Source organism: Aquabacterium sp. TM01, assembly GCF_057808345.1.
Map to the genome: position 1 here is coordinate 3,010,049 of NZ_AP046529.1, position 15,867 is coordinate 3,025,915.

The 15,867-nt window shown below is 65.2% G+C and carries 17 protein-coding genes; 14 read left to right on the top strand and 3 right to left on the bottom strand.

Annotated features, from left to right (window positions below):
• Positions 1-10 precede the first annotated feature (10 nt).
• Together AC3WW4_RS13900 and recJ are read left to right on the top strand one after the other, a co-directional pair.
• A complete protein-coding gene (locus AC3WW4_RS13900; protein WP_488829061.1) occupies positions 11-1,045 on the top strand; it encodes a hypothetical protein in 1,035 nt (344 codons plus the stop codon).
• A gap of 2 nt (positions 1,046-1,047) precedes the next feature.
• Complete coding sequence (recJ, locus tag AC3WW4_RS13905) at positions 1,048-2,769, top strand: single-stranded-DNA-specific exonuclease RecJ (RefSeq protein ID WP_488829062.1); 1,722 nt, start codon at positions 1,048-1,050, stop codon at positions 2,767-2,769.
• 33 nt (positions 2,770-2,802) lie between these two features.
• Here the strand turns inward: recJ and AC3WW4_RS13910 are convergent, their stop codons facing one another.
• From AC3WW4_RS13910 to flgA, 3 genes are all read right to left on the bottom strand, one after another.
• Entirely contained in the window at positions 2,803-3,180 is a 378-nt protein-coding gene (locus AC3WW4_RS13910) for a hypothetical protein (RefSeq protein ID WP_488829063.1), read from the bottom strand.
• Between the two features lie 14 nt (positions 3,181-3,194).
• Positions 3,195-3,497, bottom strand: coding sequence for a flagellar biosynthesis anti-sigma factor FlgM (gene flgM / locus AC3WW4_RS13915; protein ID WP_488829064.1), 303 nt, complete (start codon positions 3,495-3,497; stop codon positions 3,195-3,197).
• A gap of 136 nt (positions 3,498-3,633) precedes the next feature.
• Positions 3,634-4,422: a flagellar basal body P-ring formation chaperone FlgA gene (gene flgA, locus AC3WW4_RS13920; RefSeq protein ID WP_488829065.1), complete on the bottom strand. Its 789-nt coding sequence runs from the start codon at positions 4,420-4,422 to the stop codon at positions 3,634-3,636.
• A gap of 153 nt (positions 4,423-4,575) precedes the next feature.
• Here flgA and flgB point away from each other — a divergent pair, with 153 nt between their 5' ends.
• Genes flgB through AC3WW4_RS13980 form a run of 12 tightly spaced genes read left to right on the top strand, consistent with a single transcriptional unit; the run spans position 4,576 to position 15,844 of the window.
• Entirely contained in the window at positions 4,576-5,013 is a 438-nt protein-coding gene (flgB, locus tag AC3WW4_RS13925) for a flagellar basal body rod protein FlgB (RefSeq protein ID WP_488829066.1), read from the top strand.
• Between the two features lie 23 nt (positions 5,014-5,036).
• Positions 5,037-5,447, top strand: coding sequence for a flagellar basal body rod protein FlgC (gene flgC, locus AC3WW4_RS13930; protein WP_488829067.1), 411 nt, complete (start codon positions 5,037-5,039; stop codon positions 5,445-5,447).
• Between the two features lie 40 nt (positions 5,448-5,487).
• Complete coding sequence (locus tag AC3WW4_RS13935) at positions 5,488-6,144, top strand: flagellar hook assembly protein FlgD (RefSeq protein ID WP_488829068.1); 657 nt, start codon at positions 5,488-5,490, stop codon at positions 6,142-6,144.
• A gap of 43 nt (positions 6,145-6,187) precedes the next feature.
• The gene (gene flgE / locus AC3WW4_RS13940) at positions 6,188-7,498 is read left to right on the top strand and encodes a flagellar hook protein FlgE (protein ID WP_488829069.1); all 1,311 of its coding nucleotides are present in this window, start codon (positions 6,188-6,190) and stop codon (positions 7,496-7,498) included.
• A gap of 25 nt (positions 7,499-7,523) precedes the next feature.
• Complete coding sequence (flgF, locus tag AC3WW4_RS13945) at positions 7,524-8,252, top strand: flagellar basal-body rod protein FlgF (RefSeq protein WP_488829070.1); 729 nt, start codon at positions 7,524-7,526, stop codon at positions 8,250-8,252.
• A 51-nt stretch (positions 8,253-8,303) separates the two neighbouring features.
• Positions 8,304-9,086: a flagellar basal-body rod protein FlgG gene (flgG, locus tag AC3WW4_RS13950; RefSeq protein WP_488829071.1), complete on the top strand. Its 783-nt coding sequence runs from the start codon at positions 8,304-8,306 to the stop codon at positions 9,084-9,086.
• Entirely contained in the window at positions 9,086-9,772 is a 687-nt protein-coding gene (locus AC3WW4_RS13955; RefSeq protein WP_488829072.1) for a flagellar basal body L-ring protein FlgH, read from the top strand. The genes flgG and AC3WW4_RS13955 overlap by 1 nt, the downstream gene beginning before the upstream one ends.
• 41 nt (positions 9,773-9,813) lie before the next feature.
• Entirely contained in the window at positions 9,814-10,944 is a 1,131-nt protein-coding gene (locus tag AC3WW4_RS13960; protein WP_488829073.1) for a flagellar basal body P-ring protein FlgI, read from the top strand.
• The gene (gene flgJ, locus AC3WW4_RS13965) at positions 10,944-11,933 is read left to right on the top strand and encodes a flagellar assembly peptidoglycan hydrolase FlgJ (protein WP_488829074.1); all 990 of its coding nucleotides are present in this window, start codon (positions 10,944-10,946) and stop codon (positions 11,931-11,933) included. The genes AC3WW4_RS13960 and flgJ overlap by 1 nt, the downstream gene beginning before the upstream one ends.
• Before the next feature lie 19 nt (positions 11,934-11,952).
• A complete protein-coding gene (gene flgK, locus AC3WW4_RS13970; protein WP_488829075.1) occupies positions 11,953-13,659 on the top strand; it encodes a flagellar hook-associated protein FlgK in 1,707 nt (568 codons plus the stop codon).
• Between the two features lie 11 nt (positions 13,660-13,670).
• The gene (gene flgL, locus AC3WW4_RS13975; protein WP_488829076.1) at positions 13,671-14,609 is read left to right on the top strand and encodes a flagellar hook-associated protein FlgL; all 939 of its coding nucleotides are present in this window, start codon (positions 13,671-13,673) and stop codon (positions 14,607-14,609) included.
• Positions 14,610-14,635: 26 nt separating this feature from the next.
• Positions 14,636-15,844, top strand: coding sequence for an EAL and HDOD domain-containing protein (locus tag AC3WW4_RS13980; RefSeq protein WP_488829077.1), 1,209 nt, complete (start codon positions 14,636-14,638; stop codon positions 15,842-15,844).
• Positions 15,845-15,867: the final 23 nt, after the last annotated feature.

Sequence of the window (15,867 nt, forward strand, 5' to 3'; positions counted from 1 at the left end):
ATCCCATCCTATGCACCCGCCCTCTTCTGTTGTGGCCGCACCCCGTCATTGGGTGCTGCCGTTCGCCGCCAGCCTGTCCGAACCCTGCCAGCACGCCCTGCCGCACCTGAATGCCGAGGGGCAGTTGCCACATTTGCGCCGCCTGCTGGGCGCCTTGCAGGTGAGCCAGCGCCTGGCGGGGGATGAATATGCCCTGTCGATGCCCCACGAGCGCGTGCTGGCGGCGGAAATGGGCTGGCCGGGCGCTGCGGCCAATGCGAACCCCGCTGACGCCGATGGTTTGCTGCCCTGGGCCGCCTGGTGGGCCGCCCAGGATGGCGTTCAACTGAACCCGGCGCAATGTTGGGGCCTGTTGAGCCCCGGCCACTGGCTGATGGGCCGCGACCACCTGACCTTGCTGGACCCGGCGACGCTGGGCCTGAGTGACGACGAATCTCGCGCCTTGCTGGAAATTGTGCGCCCGCTGTTTGAGGAAGACGGCTGGACGCTGCAATGGGGTGCCGCCCAGCGCTGGTATGCCGCCCACCCCTCGCTGCAAGGCCTGCCCACCGCCTCGCTGGACCGGGTGATTGGCCGCAACCCCGACCTGTGGCTGACCGACCACCCGCAGGCACGCATGGTGCGGCGTCTGCAAAGCGAGGTGCAGATGATGCTGTACACGCACCCGTTCAACGAGGCGCGCGAAGCCGCCGGGTTGGCCACCGTGAACTCCTTCTGGCTGAGTGGTTGCGGCCAGCCCCCGGCTTGCACCGCCCTGCCCGCCCAGGTGCAGCTTGTGAACGACTTGCGTGCGCCCCTGCTGGCCGACGACATGCCGCGGTGGCTGGAAGCCTGGCAGCATGTGGACGCCACCGTGCTGAAAGACGTCTGCACCGCGCTGGATGCCGGCGAAGCTGTGAAGCTGACCCTGTGCGGCGACCGCCATGCCGAGACGCTGACGCCCGCCGCCGCGCCGTCGCTGGGCGCCCGCCTGGGCCGTGCCCTGCGCCAACTCGCCGGCCGCCCTGACACCGCCCGCGTGACCGACCTGCTTGAGACCCTGTGACCATGAAAATCATCGCCCGCGACGTGCCCCCGCGCACCGCCTGGAGCCTGGAGCAAGCCGGCGTTCACCCCCTGCTGGCCCGCTTGTTTGCCGCCCGCGGCGTGCGCAGCGCCGAAGAGCTGGACGACAACGCCAGCAAGCTGCTGCCGCCGCAGACGCTGCGCGGCACCCAGGAAGCGGCCGTGCTGCTGGCCGACGCCATCGCGCAAGGCCAGCGCATCTGCATCGTGGCCGACTATGACTGCGACGGCGCCACCGCCTGCGCCACCGGCCTGCGTGGCCTGCGCATGCTGGGCGCCCGCCCCGACCAGCTCAGCTACGTGGTGCCCGACCGCGCCTTGCACGGCTATGGTCTGACCCCGCCCATCGTCGAGCTGGTGAAAGCCCAAAACGCCGATGTGCTGGTGACCGTGGACAACGGCATGGCCAGCCACGAGGCGGTGAACCGCGCCCGCGCGCTGGGCATGCGGGTCATCATCACCGACCACCACCTGCCGGTGGTGCTGGACAACGGACAGGTCAGCCTGCCCGACGCCGACGTGATCGTGAACCCCAACCAGCCCGGCTGCGACTTCGCCAGCAAGGCCCTGGTGGGCGTGGGCGTGATGTTCTATGTGCTGCTGGCCCTGCGCGCCGAACTGCGTCAGCGCGGCGCGTTCGACGCCGCCAGCCAGCCCCGCATCGACAGCCTGCTCGATTTGGTCGCTCTGGGCACCATTGCCGACGTGGGCCGCCTGGACGCCAACAACCGCCGCCTGGTGGGCCTGGGCCTCAAGCGCATCCGCGCCGGGCGCATGCAACCAGGCATTGCCGCGCTGTTCACCGCCGCCGGGCGCGATCCGGCCAAGGCCAGCAGCCAGGATTTTGGCTTTGCGCTGGGGCCGCGCATCAACGCGGCGGGCCGTCTGGCCGAAATGGGCTTGGGCATTGAGTGCCTGATCACCGACGACCCGGTGCGGGCGCAGGCCTTGGCGCAGCAGCTCGACGGCATCAACCGCGAGCGCCGCGAACTGGAAGCGGGCATGCGCGAGCAGGCCGAGATGATGCTGGAATCGGTGCTGCCGGAGGGTGATCCGCCTGCGGCGCTGGCGATTTTCGACCCGGACTTCCACGAGGGGGTGGTCGGCATCGTCGCCTCGCGCCTGAAGGACCGCCTGCACCGCCCCACGTTTGTGTTCGCACTGGGGCAGGATGGGCTGCTCAAGGGCTCAGGCCGCTCGATTGCCGGTTTTCACCTGCGCGATGCGCTGGATTTGATCGGCAAGCGTCACCCCGGTCTGCTGCGCAAGTTTGGCGGGCATGCCATGGCGGCAGGCTGCACGATTGCCGAAGAAGACTTCGACACCTTTGAGGCCGCACTGGTGCGGGTGGCCAACGACGACCTGGACCCCAGCTTGCTGCTGCGCCAACTGAGCACAGATGGCCCGCTGGATGCGCAATGGTTCACGGCGGAAACCGTTCTGCAACTGGATAGCGCCGTGTGGGGCCCGGGGTTTGAAGTGCCGGTATTCAGTGACGAGGCGGAGGTGCTGAACCAGCGCCTGGTGGGCGAGCGCCACATGAAGTTGAGCCTGCGCGTGCAGGGTCAGGTGCGCGATGGCATCTGGTTTGGGCGGACGGAACCCCTGCCGGACCGGACACGGCTGGCGTTTCGCATCGACCTGAACGAGTTCCAGGGACGCCAGCGCGTGCAGTTGATTGTGGAAGGCGCCAGCGAGGGCTGAGCCTGCCGGCGACGCGCCTCTGAGTTGAGGCGCTCAGCGGTAGGCTTTGCCCAGGGCGCGGACAGCCGGGCTTTGGCCCAGGGCACCGTAGGTGTCGTTCCCGTCTTGCGGAAACAGCGCGCCGAGCGTGCGGCCGGTGGACGTGAGCACCTTGTGCACCGCCTGCTGCAGCGCCTGCGTGCGGGACTGTGCGGTTTGCAAACGCTGACGCAGATCGGGCGTCAGCGTGTCCGGCGCGGTGTGACGAAAGACGGCAGCGCCATCGGTCAGCGCCTGTTGCAGCTGTTGCGCCTGGGTTTCGATGCGGCCCGCGTCGCCCGAGGCGAGCGCGGCGTCCAGTTCATCCAGGCAGGTTTCGATGCGCGATACCCCAGCGTCGAGTCGGGCGTGGGGCTGCGGCGCATCCGTCATGCGAAATCAGGTGCTCAGCCTTGGCGGCCTTGCAGCAATTCTTTGGCGTTGCCGATCAGCTTGTCGGCGATGGCGCCAGCGTTGACCTGGTAGCTGCCGTTGTCAATGGCCTGCTTGATGCGGGCGACTTTGGCAGCGTCGAACGCCGCCGAGTCTTCTGACAGCACGTTGGCGGCCGCAGACAGGGTCACGGTCGCACTCTTGCTCACGCCGCCATCCAGCGACGCAGTCTTAGCCGGCGTTTTGGTCGAACCGACGCCTTCGGGGCGTGAACTCAGGCCCGTCAGGACCTTGTCCAAGTGGTTGCCGATTTTCATGATTTGCTCCTTACACCCGGCCGATCCCAGGTGCTCACATCTGCGATATCGACGTGACGAGAACAAACTTTAGCGTGAAATGCATCCGACCCCTGCACAGGGGGTAACTGTTGGTAACCCGGGCACCTCACAAATTTCATAATGTGAGTTCCGCGAGCCCATCCCCGGTGGGCTGGGCGCACACCACCCTGCCTTGTTGGGTACGCACCCGGGCGCAACGTCCTTCGTCGCCATGGGCCAGGGCCGTGCCTTCGGAGGCTGCCATGAAGCCGGGGCCCTTCACATGCAATCGTACCGGATCGCCGGCAGAAAACCAGCGGCGCGCCCTCAGGTCGGCTTGTCGCACACTCTGGCCGGCCTGCAGGCGCCGTTGTGACGTGCGGCCCAGCGCCTCGGGCAGGGCCGCAATGGCCGGTGAGGTGCTTTCGGCCAGGTCGACTTCGGCGAGTTTCACGTCCTGAGGGCCAAGTTCCTGTCCGGGTTCGATGGCAGCCACCGCCACCAAAGCCGGTCCCCAGACCTTGACGGTCACCGGCCAGAACACGTTCCAGCGCACCGGGCCTTGTTCGCAGCGCAGGCCCACCCGGGTCTTGCCCCACAGCTTCATGCCCTGGGGAACGTAGGCGTTCACCTTCTGGCAGGGGGCGAGTTTCAAGCGCGGATCCAGCTCGCCCAGCACCACCTCGATTCGGGGAGGCTGGGCGTTGTGGCCGGACGAGGCGGCCTGGGCTTGCTGCGTCTGGCTTTGCAACAACTCGGAGACCAGGCCTGACAGGCTGACCGTCTGAGCGCCGGCCGTCTGGGCCAGGGCCGGACTCAACCCGAGAAACCAGCCAATCAGCCCGCCCGCCACCACGCGTTGCAGCGCACCGCGCCACCAGCGCGAGGCGATGGCGAGCGGGAGGGCGTGGGGGAAGACTGACATGGTGATCACGACTGTACGTGCCACCCCACCCCACCAGGCGGGGAAATGCGCCGGGAAAGCCCGTTTATTCCGGCTCATGTTTTCGACTCAGGCGATCAACATACCTGCCAGAGCCACCATTCGTGCGAGCTGCCCACCCCGGAGGGCCTGACCATGCTGAACCGACTGACCGATTCGTTGAATTTCCAGACCGAAGCCTTGAAGCTGCGGTCGGAGCGCCAGCGCCTGATCGCCAGCAACATTGCCAACGCCGACACGCCGGGTTATGTCTCTCGCGATTTTGATTTCGCCACGGCGCTCAAGACCGCCACCGGCCAAGCTTCAAGCGGCCCCAGCGGGCTGAGTGCACCCAAGCTGGCCATGAACGCAGCCAACCCGGCCCACCTGCAGCGCAATGGGCAGTTGGCGGGCAGCGGCAACAGCACCGAGCTGGCCTACGCCCCCACAGCGCAGACCAATCTGGACCGCAACACCGTGGACATGGACCGCGAGCGCGCCAACTTCGCCGACAACACCGTGCGTTACGAAGCCACGCTGCGTTTCATCAACTCGTCGGTGCGCACCCTCAACACGGCCATCACCGGTCAATAAGTCGCACGGATCAGGAGCCCCTCATGTCGATGTTCAAGATCTTCAACGTGGCCGGCAGCGCTGTCAGTGCGCAGTCGCAGCGTCTCAACGTGGTGGCCTCCAACCTTGCCAACGCCGACACGGTGGCCGGGCCCGATGGTTCGGCCTACAAGGCCCGCCAGGTGGTGTTCACGACCACGCCGATGGGTGGGCCGGGCACGGCCGGGGTCACCGTCAGCCAGGTGACCGAGGACAACACCCCGGGTCGTCGCATTCACGATCCCAAGCACCCTCAGGCCGATGCCGAGGGGTATGTGACCTACAGCAACGTCAACACGGTGGAGGAGATGGTCAACATGATCTCGGCCTCCCGCTCGTACCAGAACAACATCGAGGTCATGAACACGACCAAGTCGCTGTTGATGAAGACCCTGCAGATGGGCCAAGGCAATTGATGCCCGCCGCCTCGTCTGAACTGTTCAGCAAGGATTTCTCATGAGCACGTCCGCAATCTCCGGCGCCAGTGGCGCCAGCAACAACGGTTCCACGCAGAGTGCGACTGCTGCGGCCAATGAGGCCTCCGATCGCTTCCTGAAGCTGCTGGTGACGCAGATGCAGAACCAGGACCCGCTCAACCCGATGGACAACGCCCAGGTCACCAGCCAGATGGCGCAGATCAACACGGTGACGGGCATCGACAAGCTCAACAACACCGTGGCGGGCCTGGGTGGCAGCCTGGCGCAGATGCAGATGCTGCAAGGCGCGAGCCTGGTGGGTCGCGCCGTGCTGATGGAGGGCAACAAGCTGGCCGTGAACGCCGAGACCGGTGCCGTTGGTGGTGGCTACGAGCTGGCTTCGGCGGCCACCAAGGTGCAGATTGACATCGTGAACAGCAGTGGCGCGGTGCTGGGCACGGTGACGCAGGCAGGCAAGCCCTCGGGACGGCAGTCCTTCGAATGGGTGCCGCCCGAAGGCACTGACACCAAGAATCTGACGTTCAAGGTCACCGCCATGAACAACAACACCGCCGTGAGCGCCACACCGCTGATGACGGATCTCGTCAATGCCGTCAACACCACCGACGGCACGCTGACCCTGGAGCTGCTCAACGGCGGCAACACCGCTTACAGCAAGGTCAAGGCGATCGCCTGACCCTCCTCATTTCTGCGCGCAGTACACCCGAAAGGACAACATCATGGGCTTCCAGCAAGGTCTCTCCGGTCTGAGCATCTCCAGCAAGAGTCTGGAGGTCATCGGCAACAACGTGGCCAACGCCAACACCTATGGTGCCAAGGCGGCACGTGCCGAATTCGCCGACATGTATGCGGCCTCCCTCAGTGGCGGCGGCAACAACAACATCGGCATTGGCGCACGCATCGGCGCGGTGGCGCAGCAGTTCACGCAGGGCAACATCACCACCACGGCGAACACCCTGGACCTGGCCATCAACGGCCGCGGCTTCTTTGCGCTGACCACGGCACAAGGTGAAACGGTGTACTCGCGCAATGGCCAGTTCAAGCGCGACAAAGACGGCTTCCTGGTCAACAACGAGAAGCACCAGTTGCTGGGCCAGGCGCTGGACGCGGCGGGCTCCCCTGCTGGTCCGGCAGGTTCGCCCATTCAGCTGACCAATGACAGCTCGGCGCCCCAGGCCGCCAGCAAGATCAGCATGACGGCCAACCTGAATGCCAGCGCCCAGGTACCTGTCAATCCGACCATCGACTTCACCGACGCCAGCACTTACAACTTCGTCACCTCGCAGACGGTGTACGGCGACAACGGTGCGCCTGTGGCCGTGAACTACTACTTCCGCAAAACCGCCGACGCAGTGGCCGCCGACCCCGCAGCCATCCCGCCTGTCGCTGCAGCGGGTGGCCAGTGGGAGGTCTTCATGACAGCCGACGGCAACACCAATGCCGCCTCGGTGGGGAAGGATCCCGTCACCGGCGACCCGGCGCCCGTTGGCGCGCTGAACTTCAATCCCGATGGCAGCCTGCCGCCCAACACCTTTTTGTCCACGGGCGCCCTGTCGATCCCCGGGGGCCTGAATGGTCAGCCGATCACCGGCGTGACCATCAACGTATCCGGGCTCACCGAGTACGCCGGCAGCTACGCCGTGACCGACCTCAGCGGCGGTGGCTACGCCCAGGGCAATCTGTCGGACTTCATCGTCGAGAGCGATGGCACGGTCATGGCCCGCTACACCAACGGCCAGTCCAAGGCGATCGCCCGCGTCCAGCTGGCCGACTTCAAGAACCTCAATGGCCTGCAGCCGATCGGCGGCAACGAGTGGAAGGCCACCAGCGCCTCCGGTGAGCCCCTGCCGCTGGGCGCGCCAGGCAGTGGTGTCTATGGCCTGCTGCAATCGGGCGCGCTGGAAGAGTCGAACGTCGACCTGACGGGCGAGCTGGTCAACATGATCGTGGCGCAGCGTGCCTACCAGGCCAACGCGCAGACGATCAAGACCGAAGACCAGGTCCTGCAGACCTTGGTCAACCTGCGCTGATCTGCCTCGCACTTAGGAGCCCATCATGGACCGCATGATCTACCTCAGCATGGCCGGCGCCAAGATGAACATGCAGCGCCAGGAAGTGCTCTCGCACAATCTGGCCAACGTGAGCACCACGGGCTTTCGCGCCGAGTTGCAAGCGGTGCGCGCCGTGCCTGTGCGCGGCGATGGCGCCAGCACCCGCGTGTACGCGCTCGACACCACGGTGGGCTACGACGACAGCGCCGGCCCCATCAACTTCACCGGCCGCGCGCTGGACGTGGCCATGCGTGGCAAGTCCATGCTCGCGGTGCAGGCGCTGGACGGCACCGAGGCCTACACCCGTGCAGGCTCCCTGGTGGTCGATGCGCAAGGCAATCTGGTCACACAAAATGGCCTGCAGGTGATGGGCGACGGAGGCCCGATCAACATCCCGCCCAACACGCAGCCCAGCATTGCGCCCGACGGTACGGTGAGCGTGCGCCAGCAAGGCGGCATCACCACCCCGGTGGGCCGCCTGAAGCTGGTCACCCCCGAAGCCAAGCTGAACCGTGGCGATGATGGCCTGTTCCGCTCGCCCAACGGGGACCTGCCGGCCGACCCGGTGGCGCAGCTGCAAGACGGCGCCCTGGAAGGCTCGAACGTGAACCCCATCGAGACCATGGTGTCGATGATCGCGGCCGCCCGTCAGTTTGAAACGCAAATGAAGATGATGCAAACCGCAGAACAGGACGAGAAAGCTGCCGCTCAACTGCTGAGCAACGCCGGCTGATTGCCTGGACACTGAGCAAGCATTGCGTATTGACCTCAAAGGAGAACGGCCATGATGCGTTCACTGTGGATTTCCAAGTCGGGCATGGATGCCCAGCAGGTTCAGCTGGATCACATCTCCCACAACCTGGCCAACAGTTCGACCACGGGTTACAAGCAGTCGCACGCCCAGTTCGAGGATCTGATGTATCAGACCCTGCGGCAAAGCGGCGCCAACAGCTCCGAGCAGACCCAGCTGCCGACCGGCTTGCAAGTCGGCCTGGGGGTGCGCACGGTGGCCACCGCGCGTGAGTTCACGCAAGGCACGCTGCAACAGACCTCCAACAGCCTGGACCTGGCCATCCAGGGCGATGGCTTCTTTCAGATCACCATGCCCGACGGCACGACGGGCTACACCCGCGATGGCTCGTTCAAGCTGGACTCGAACGGGCAAATCGTCACCAACAACGGCTATGTGCTGCAACCGGGCATCACCGTGCCGGCCAACGCCAAAAACCTGACCATCGGCAACGATGGCACGGTCACGGTCACACTGCCCGGCTCGACAGCTCTGCAGCAGCTCGGCCAGTTGCAGTTGGCGAGTTTCATCAACCCGGCCGGCCTGGACCCCAAGGGGCAGAACCTGTTCGCGGAAACGGCCTCGTCGGGCACGCCGCAAACCGGCAGTCCCAACAGCGAAAACTTTGGCTCGCTGTCGCAAGGTTTCCTGGAATCGTCCAACGTGAATGTGGTGCAGGAGCTGGTCACCATGATCCAGACGCAGCGCGCTTATGAGTTGAACTCCAAGGCCATCCAGACCTCGGATCAGATGCTGCAAAAGCTGGGGCAATTGTGATGCGCACGCTGTCCAGACTGTCGCATGCGGCCGCTCTGGCTGGCGTGTTGCTGCTCACCGGTTGCATGGCCATGGCGCCCAAGGTCGACATTGCCGAGCCCGTCCAGGCGCGCCCGCTGCCGCAGACCTACGCGCCAGCGCAAAACGGCGCCATCTTTCAAAGCGCAGGCTACCGCCCGCTGTACGAAACGCATCGCGCACGGCTGGTGGGCGACATCGTCACCATCGTCATCCGCGAGTCGATCACGGCCAAGCAGGAAAGCAGCAGCAACATCGAAAAATCGGGCTCCGTATCGGGCTCGGTCTCGGCGCTGCCGTTTTTGCCAAAAACCTCCTCGATCCTGGGCAAGCTGGGTGTAGGTGGCAGCAGCAAAAACACGTTCGATGGCACCGGCTCCAGCGAAGCCAGCAATTTGTTCAACGGCACGATCACGACCACCGTCACCGAGGTGCTGCCCAACGGCCACCTGCTGGTGGCGGGCGAGAAACAGATCGGCGTGGGCCAGAGCGTGGACATTCTGCGCTTTTCCGGCCAGATCGATCCGATGACCATCCAGCCGGGCAACACCGTGAGCTCCGCCCAGGTGGCCAACGTGCGCGTGGAGCAGACCGGACGCGGCGCCCGCCAGGAAGCGATGGGAATAGGCTGGCTTGCGCGGTTCTTTTTGAGCGTTGTCCCGTTCTAAAGTTCTCCAAAATGGAGCCGACCCCCTAAAGGATTCGGCCCATGACTTCCACCACCCGCTTCTCTCAGCCGCTGTTTGCCTTGGCATGCCTGGCCGCATCGGCGGCGCTGTGGTGGCCGCATGAGGCCGCGGCTGTCCGACTCAAAGAGATTGCCGCGGTGCAGGGCGTGCGTCCCAACCAGTTGATGGGCTACGGCTTGGTCGTCGGCCTTGACGGCACGGGCGACCAGACCACGCAGACACCGTTCACCACCCAGAGCCTGACAGCGATGCTGCAGCAGATGGGCGTGAACCTGCCGGCTGGCACCACCATGCAGCTCAAGAACGTGGCCGCGGTGCTGGTCACGGCCACGTTGCCGGCCTTCGCGCAGCCCGGACAGGCCATCGACATCAACGTGTCTTCCATGGGCAATGCCAAATCGCTGCGCGGCGGCACCCTGATCGCCACCCCGCTCAAAGGCGCAGATGGCCAGATTTACGCGCTGGCCCAAGGCAATGTGGTCATTGGCGGCGCGGGCGCCTCGGCCGGCGGCTCCAAGGTGCAAATCAACCACCTGAGCGCCGGTCGCATCCCGGAAGGCGCCACCGTGGAGCGCAGCGTGCCCACCCCGTGGCTGCAAGGCAGCACGATCCAGTACGACCTGCGTGCCGACGACTTCAACACGGCCCGCGAAGTGGCCAATGCCATCAACCGCGTCAAGGGCACGGGCACCGCCGAAGCCATCAGTGGCCGCACGGTGGCCGTCAACCTGCCGACGCAGCCGGGCCAGCGGGTCGCGTTCATCGCCGACCTGGAAAATCTCAACATTGACCGCGCCACGCCCGCAGCCAAGGTGGTCATCAACGCGCGCACCGGCTCGGTGGTGTTGAACCAGGCTGTGACCGTCGGCCCCTGCGCGGTGGCCCACGGCAACCTGTCCGTCACCATCAGCTCGACCCCGGTCATCAGCCAGCCCAACCCGCTGTCGCAAGGTCAGACCGTCGTCACCGAAAAGGCGAACATCCAGCTCAACCAGGAGCCCGGCGCCCTGATCCAGATGCCCGCCGGCACCCGCTTGACCGATGTGGTCAAGGCGCTGAACGCCCTGGGCGCCAACCCGCAAGACCTGCTGGCCATCTTGCAGGCCATGAAGGTGGCCGGTGCCCTGAATGCGGAACTGGAGGTGATCTGATGAGCAGCCCCACCCTTTCAGGCCAGAACACCGGCCTGACCATGGACCTGCGTTCGCTGGACCGGCTCAAGACCGCGTCCGGCAAGAGCGCCAGCAGCCAGTCCACCATCAAGGAAACGGCGCGTCAGCTGGAGGGCCTGTTCATGCAGGAGCTCATGAAAAGCATGCGCGCCACCACCATGAACAGCGGCATGCTCGACAACTCGGGCACCGAGATGGGCCAGAGCATGCTCGACACGCAACTGGCCACCCAGATGACCGGCTTGCCGCGCGGCCTGAGCGCCCTGATCGAGCGTCAGTTGTCCCGGCAGATGGGTGTGGCCTCGCCCGAGGACGGCGCACCGCAGCCGCTCACGCTGAACGAGCTGCCCGCCCGCCCGACTTTGAGCCTGAGCCGCACCGACGGTCAGCACGTCTCCGCCAGCCTGCCCCTGGATCGCACCATGGAGGCGCGCCTGTCGGCGACCACGCTGGCAGAGACTGCCTCCGCGGACGTCAAGGGCGACCGCAAGCTCAACCCGGCCGAGCGCTTTGTGCGCAAGCACCAAGAAGCCGCCGATGCTGCCGAGCGCGCCACGGGCATCCCAGCCGCAAACATCCTGGGGCAAGCCGCCCTGGAGTCCGGCTGGGGCAAGCGTGAGATCCGCGCCAAGGACGGCAGCAACAGCCACAACCTGTTCGGCATCAAGGCCACGTCCAACTGGACCGGCAAGGTAGCCGAGGTCACCACCACCGAGTACATCGGCGGCGTGGCCCGCAAGGTCACGGCCAAATTCCGTGCGTATGACTCGTACGAAGACGCCTTCAAGGACCACGCCCGCCTGCTCAGCCAGAGCCCCCGCTACAGTCAGGCAGTGGCTCAGGCTGACTCCGTGCGGGCGTACGCCCAAGGTCTGCAACGCGGTGGTTACGCCACCGACCCGGCATATGCCGACAAGCTGACCCAGGTGATCAACACCGCCTTGCGTCTGCAACAGCGCTCGGCTTGACGCCTGACAGGAGACACGCATGGGATCCGGAATCTACTCTCTTGGCACGCGGGCGATGCTCGCCAGTCAGGCGATGCTGGACACAACTGCCCACAACATCAGCAACGTCAACACGCCGGGCTATTCGCGCCAGCAGGTCGAGTTGGCCACTGAGGGGGGCATGTACACCGGTGCCGGCTTTTTTGGCCGCGGGGTGCGCATCGCCACGATCACACGCTCCGCCAACGAGTTCCTGATCAAGGAAGCCAACGTCAACACCGCCGCATCGTCCGCAGACCAGACACGCTTGAGCAAGCTGGAGCAACTGGAGAAAATTCTGCCGACCGGCTCGAACGGGCTGGGCTACGCTGCCACGCAGTTCCTCAACAGCTTCGTGGACGTGTCCAACCAGCCCCAGGACATGTCGGCCCGACAGGTGACGCTGTCTCGCGCCCAGGAATGGGCCAACCGGGTCAACACGGCCGCACGGCAGCTGGATCAGCAACAGGCCGGCGTGATCATGGACATGCAGACCAGCGTGAGCCAGGTCAACAGCCTGACACAGAAGATTGCCGGGCTCAACCAGCAGATTGCGGTGTACAACGGCAGCGGTCACACAGCCAACGACCTGCTGGACCAACGCGACAACCTCATCAAGGACCTCAACAAGCTGGTCCAGGTCAACACGGTGGAAGCCGACGACGGCAGCCTGAGTGTGTTCATGGGCGGCGGGCAGGTGCTCGTGCTGAGCAACACCGCACAGACGCTGAAGATCGAGCGGGACGCGGCTGACGCGACCAAGGGACGGGTGGCGCTGGTCACCAACGCCGCGCTGAATGAGAGCCGTGTCCTGGCCTCCAGCCAGATCACCGGCGGGGCCCTGCAAGGCCTGCAGCGCTACCAGGACGAGGACCTGACCAACACGCGCACCGAGTTGAACAAGTTCGTTGCGCAGTTTGCCGACAAGGTCAACCAGCTCCATTCTTACGGCTTGACGCCGGACGGCGCCTACGGCGATCCGATTTTCAGCAACACCAACTCGCCGTCCACCCTCACCGTCAATCTGAGCAACCCCAAGGACCTGGCTGCGGCCTCGCCCCTGATTGCCTACGCCAACACCGCCAACACCGGCACCGCCAGCGTGGGCGGGGTGACCATGACGGGCACCTTGTCCGCCGCGCCGGGCAGCACCTTGCCGCTGACCATCGACTTTGTGGCCGACCCAGCGACAGCCAGCGGTTTGGGCTACCGAATCTACTCAAGTGGTGGCACGCCACCCGCGACGTCAACCCCCTGGGTTCCCGGCACCGCGCTGGACGGCAGCAGCTTCGACCCGCCCTTCAGCCTGAACGTCAATGGCGCCCCAGCGCTCGGGGACACGCTGAACATCCAAGCCACGACCGCCAGCAACATGGCGGGCAACAACGGCAATGCCCTCTCCATGCTCGCCTTGCGCGACCAGGCCTTCGTGAGCATCAACAGCGGCCTGGGCAATGCCACGGTGACCGATGCCTACGCCCAAATGATTGGCAGCCTGGGCGTGATCGTTCAGGATGGCCGAACCGCAGCCAGCATTTCCCGCACCCTGGAAGACTCGTCCAACCAGACCCTGAGCAGCACCTCCGGGGTCAACCTCGACGAAGAAGCCTCCCGGCTGATCCAGTTCCAGCAAAGCTACCAGGCCGCGGCCAAGGTGTTGCAGGTCGCTCAGACCGTGTTCGACACCCTGCTGAACATCACCCGTTAAGGACAGAGACCATGCGCCTCGCCACCGCCTTCCGTTACGAGCAGTCCATCAGCAACCTGCAGCAGCGTCAGCAGGATCTGAGCACCGCCCAAATGCAACTGACCTCGGGCAAACGCGTCAACGCCGCCAGCGACGACCCGACGGCCGCCGCCCGCGCAGAGCGTGCCCTGGCGTCCATCGCCCGGACGGACGCCGACCAGCGCGCGGTGGACGCCAGCAAGAACGCCATGACGATTGCGGAATCCGTCCTGGGCGATGCGGTGGAGTTGATGCAAGGTGCCCGGGAAACCATCGTGGCCGCTGGCAATGGCACCTATTCCTCATCTGAGCGCCAGGCCCTCGCCGCCAAGCTGACCGAGATCCGCAAGCAACTTCTGTCCGTGGCCAACCGCCCGGATGGTGGCGGCGGCTATGTCTTCGGTGGACAAGGGGTCACGCAAGCTCCGTTTGTCGAATCGTCAGCGACCGTGCCCAACACGGTGACGTTCCAGGGCCAGCCCGGGCAGATCGAAGCAGCGTCCACCGAGAAGGTCAACCTCACTCTCGACGGGGAGCGCATCTGGATGTTTGGGCGCGAGCAAGATGGCACCCTCTCCAACATCAATGTATTCGATGCGTTGTCCACGGCCATCCAGCAACTGAATGACCCCACCGTCACCGGTGCCGCAGCTCAGGCCACCGTGACCCAGGGCCTCACCGACCTCGATAAGATCCTGGGTAACGTGCAGTCCGCGCGCTCGGAAGTGGGCGAAATGCTCAACCGCATGGACGGCATCGAAAGTCGCTTGGCGGTCAGCAAGCTGGCCGCCCAGACCGAAAAATCCAACGCTGAGGACCTGGACATGGTGGACGCCATCTCCCAGTTTCAAAACAAGCAAACCGGGTACGAAGCCGCACTTCAGAGCTACGCATCGATTCAGAAAATGTCCCTGTTCCAGTACATTAGCTGAACCAAGTTCCCCGCTGCGTTGCCTCAATGAACCATCCCATCCTGGGTCAGACCGCCCTCGCCTACAGCCCCGTCATCGACCGCAACCGCACCGTCATCGCCACACGCCTGACGGTGATGCCGCTGACTCAGGGAGCGACGCTGGACGCCTCGGCCCTGCTGGCGGCCCTGGCCGACACCTGGCCGGAAGGCGGGCAGCAACTGTGGTTGAACGTCGCCAGCGAAAGCCTGCTGCAAGACCTGCTGCAAGCCGAAGTGCCTGCGCACATCTTCATTGAAGTGCCGGCTTTCATGGCCATCGACCCCGCCAACAGTGCCGCGCTGCTGACCCTGCACGACCGTGGCAACACCCTGCTGCTCAAAGGGCGCCCGCTGCAAGAGTTGCCGCGTGAGGTCCTGCCCTGCTTCAAGTACTCCATCATCGACTACAACGATGACCGTCGCATCCAGCAGGGCAACCCGAACCAGCCCAGCACGGCCCCCGAAGGCACGGTCCGCAGCATCAGCCACGTGCAAGCTGGCATCACCAGCATCGAAGAGATGGAGCTGTCGTTCCGCAAGGGCGCGCTGGCCGTGCTCGGCTGGCCCATCGACAACGTCATCGACCAGTCCAGCAAGCCCGCCGACCAGCCTGCCCTGCAGGTGATCGTGCAGCTGATCGACCAACTGCACCGCGGCGAAGACATCGACGACCTTGAAAACACCCTCAAGCGCGATCCGCCCCTGGCCTTCAAGCTGATGCGCTACATCAACTCGCCGGCCTTTGGTCTGTCGGTCGAGATCAGCTCCTTCCGCCACGCCATCATGATCCTGGGCTACCAGCGCCTCAAGCGCTGGCTGGCCCTGCTGCTGGCCACTGCCAGCAAAGACCCGAACATGCGCCCGGTCATGTTTGCCGCCGTGCGCCGGGGCCTGCTGATGGAAGAGCTCGCCAAGATCAGCGGCGACGACGAAATGCGCAACGAGCTGTTCATCTGCGGCGTGTTCTCGCTGCTTGACCGCATGTTCCGCCAGCCCTTCAGCGAACTGCTCAAGACCATCCCGGTGCCCGAGCGCGTCTTCCAGGCCCTGGCCGACCAGTCCGGCCCTTACGAGCCCTATTTCGAGCTGGTGCAGGCCATCGAAGCCGGCATCATCTACGACATCAAGGACGTGGCCGACAAGCTGCTGCTGACCTTCCCGGACCTGAACGGCGCCATCCTCAAGGCCATGTACAACGCCGCCCAGCTGGACTGAGCCCGCACGTCGCCTAAGATGCG

Bases quoted from the DNA above. Each gene is read 5' to 3' on its own strand.
- AC3WW4_RS13935 (WP_488829068.1), top strand. From the start codon at position 5,488: ATGAGCACGTCCGCAATCTCCGGCGCCAGTGGCGCCAGCAACAACGGT.
- AC3WW4_RS13980 (WP_488829077.1), top strand. From the start codon at position 14,636: ATGAACCATCCCATCCTGGGTCAGACCGCCCTCGCCTACAGCCCCGTC.
- flgA (WP_488829065.1), bottom strand. From the start codon at position 4,422: ATGTCAGTCTTCCCCCACGCCCTCCCGCTCGCCATCGCCTCGCGCTGG.
- flgB (WP_488829066.1), top strand. From the start codon at position 4,576: ATGCTGAACCGACTGACCGATTCGTTGAATTTCCAGACCGAAGCCTTG.
- recJ (WP_488829062.1), top strand. From the start codon at position 1,048: ATGAAAATCATCGCCCGCGACGTGCCCCCGCGCACCGCCTGGAGCCTG.
- flgG (WP_488829071.1), top strand. From the start codon at position 8,304: ATGATGCGTTCACTGTGGATTTCCAAGTCGGGCATGGATGCCCAGCAG.
- flgL (WP_488829076.1), top strand. From the start codon at position 13,671: ATGCGCCTCGCCACCGCCTTCCGTTACGAGCAGTCCATCAGCAACCTG.
- AC3WW4_RS13960 (WP_488829073.1), top strand. From the start codon at position 9,814: ATGACTTCCACCACCCGCTTCTCTCAGCCGCTGTTTGCCTTGGCATGC.
- AC3WW4_RS13910 (WP_488829063.1), bottom strand. From the start codon at position 3,180: ATGACGGATGCGCCGCAGCCCCACGCCCGACTCGACGCTGGGGTATCG.
- flgE (WP_488829069.1), top strand. From the start codon at position 6,188: ATGGGCTTCCAGCAAGGTCTCTCCGGTCTGAGCATCTCCAGCAAGAGT.
- AC3WW4_RS13955 (WP_488829072.1), top strand. From the start codon at position 9,086: ATGCGCACGCTGTCCAGACTGTCGCATGCGGCCGCTCTGGCTGGCGTG.
- AC3WW4_RS13900 (WP_488829061.1), top strand. From the start codon at position 11: ATGCACCCGCCCTCTTCTGTTGTGGCCGCACCCCGTCATTGGGTGCTG.
- flgF (WP_488829070.1), top strand. From the start codon at position 7,524: ATGGACCGCATGATCTACCTCAGCATGGCCGGCGCCAAGATGAACATG.
- flgJ (WP_488829074.1), top strand. From the start codon at position 10,944: ATGAGCAGCCCCACCCTTTCAGGCCAGAACACCGGCCTGACCATGGAC.
- flgK (WP_488829075.1), top strand. From the start codon at position 11,953: ATGGGATCCGGAATCTACTCTCTTGGCACGCGGGCGATGCTCGCCAGT.
- flgM (WP_488829064.1), bottom strand. From the start codon at position 3,497: ATGAAAATCGGCAACCACTTGGACAAGGTCCTGACGGGCCTGAGTTCA.
- flgC (WP_488829067.1), top strand. From the start codon at position 5,037: ATGTCGATGTTCAAGATCTTCAACGTGGCCGGCAGCGCTGTCAGTGCG.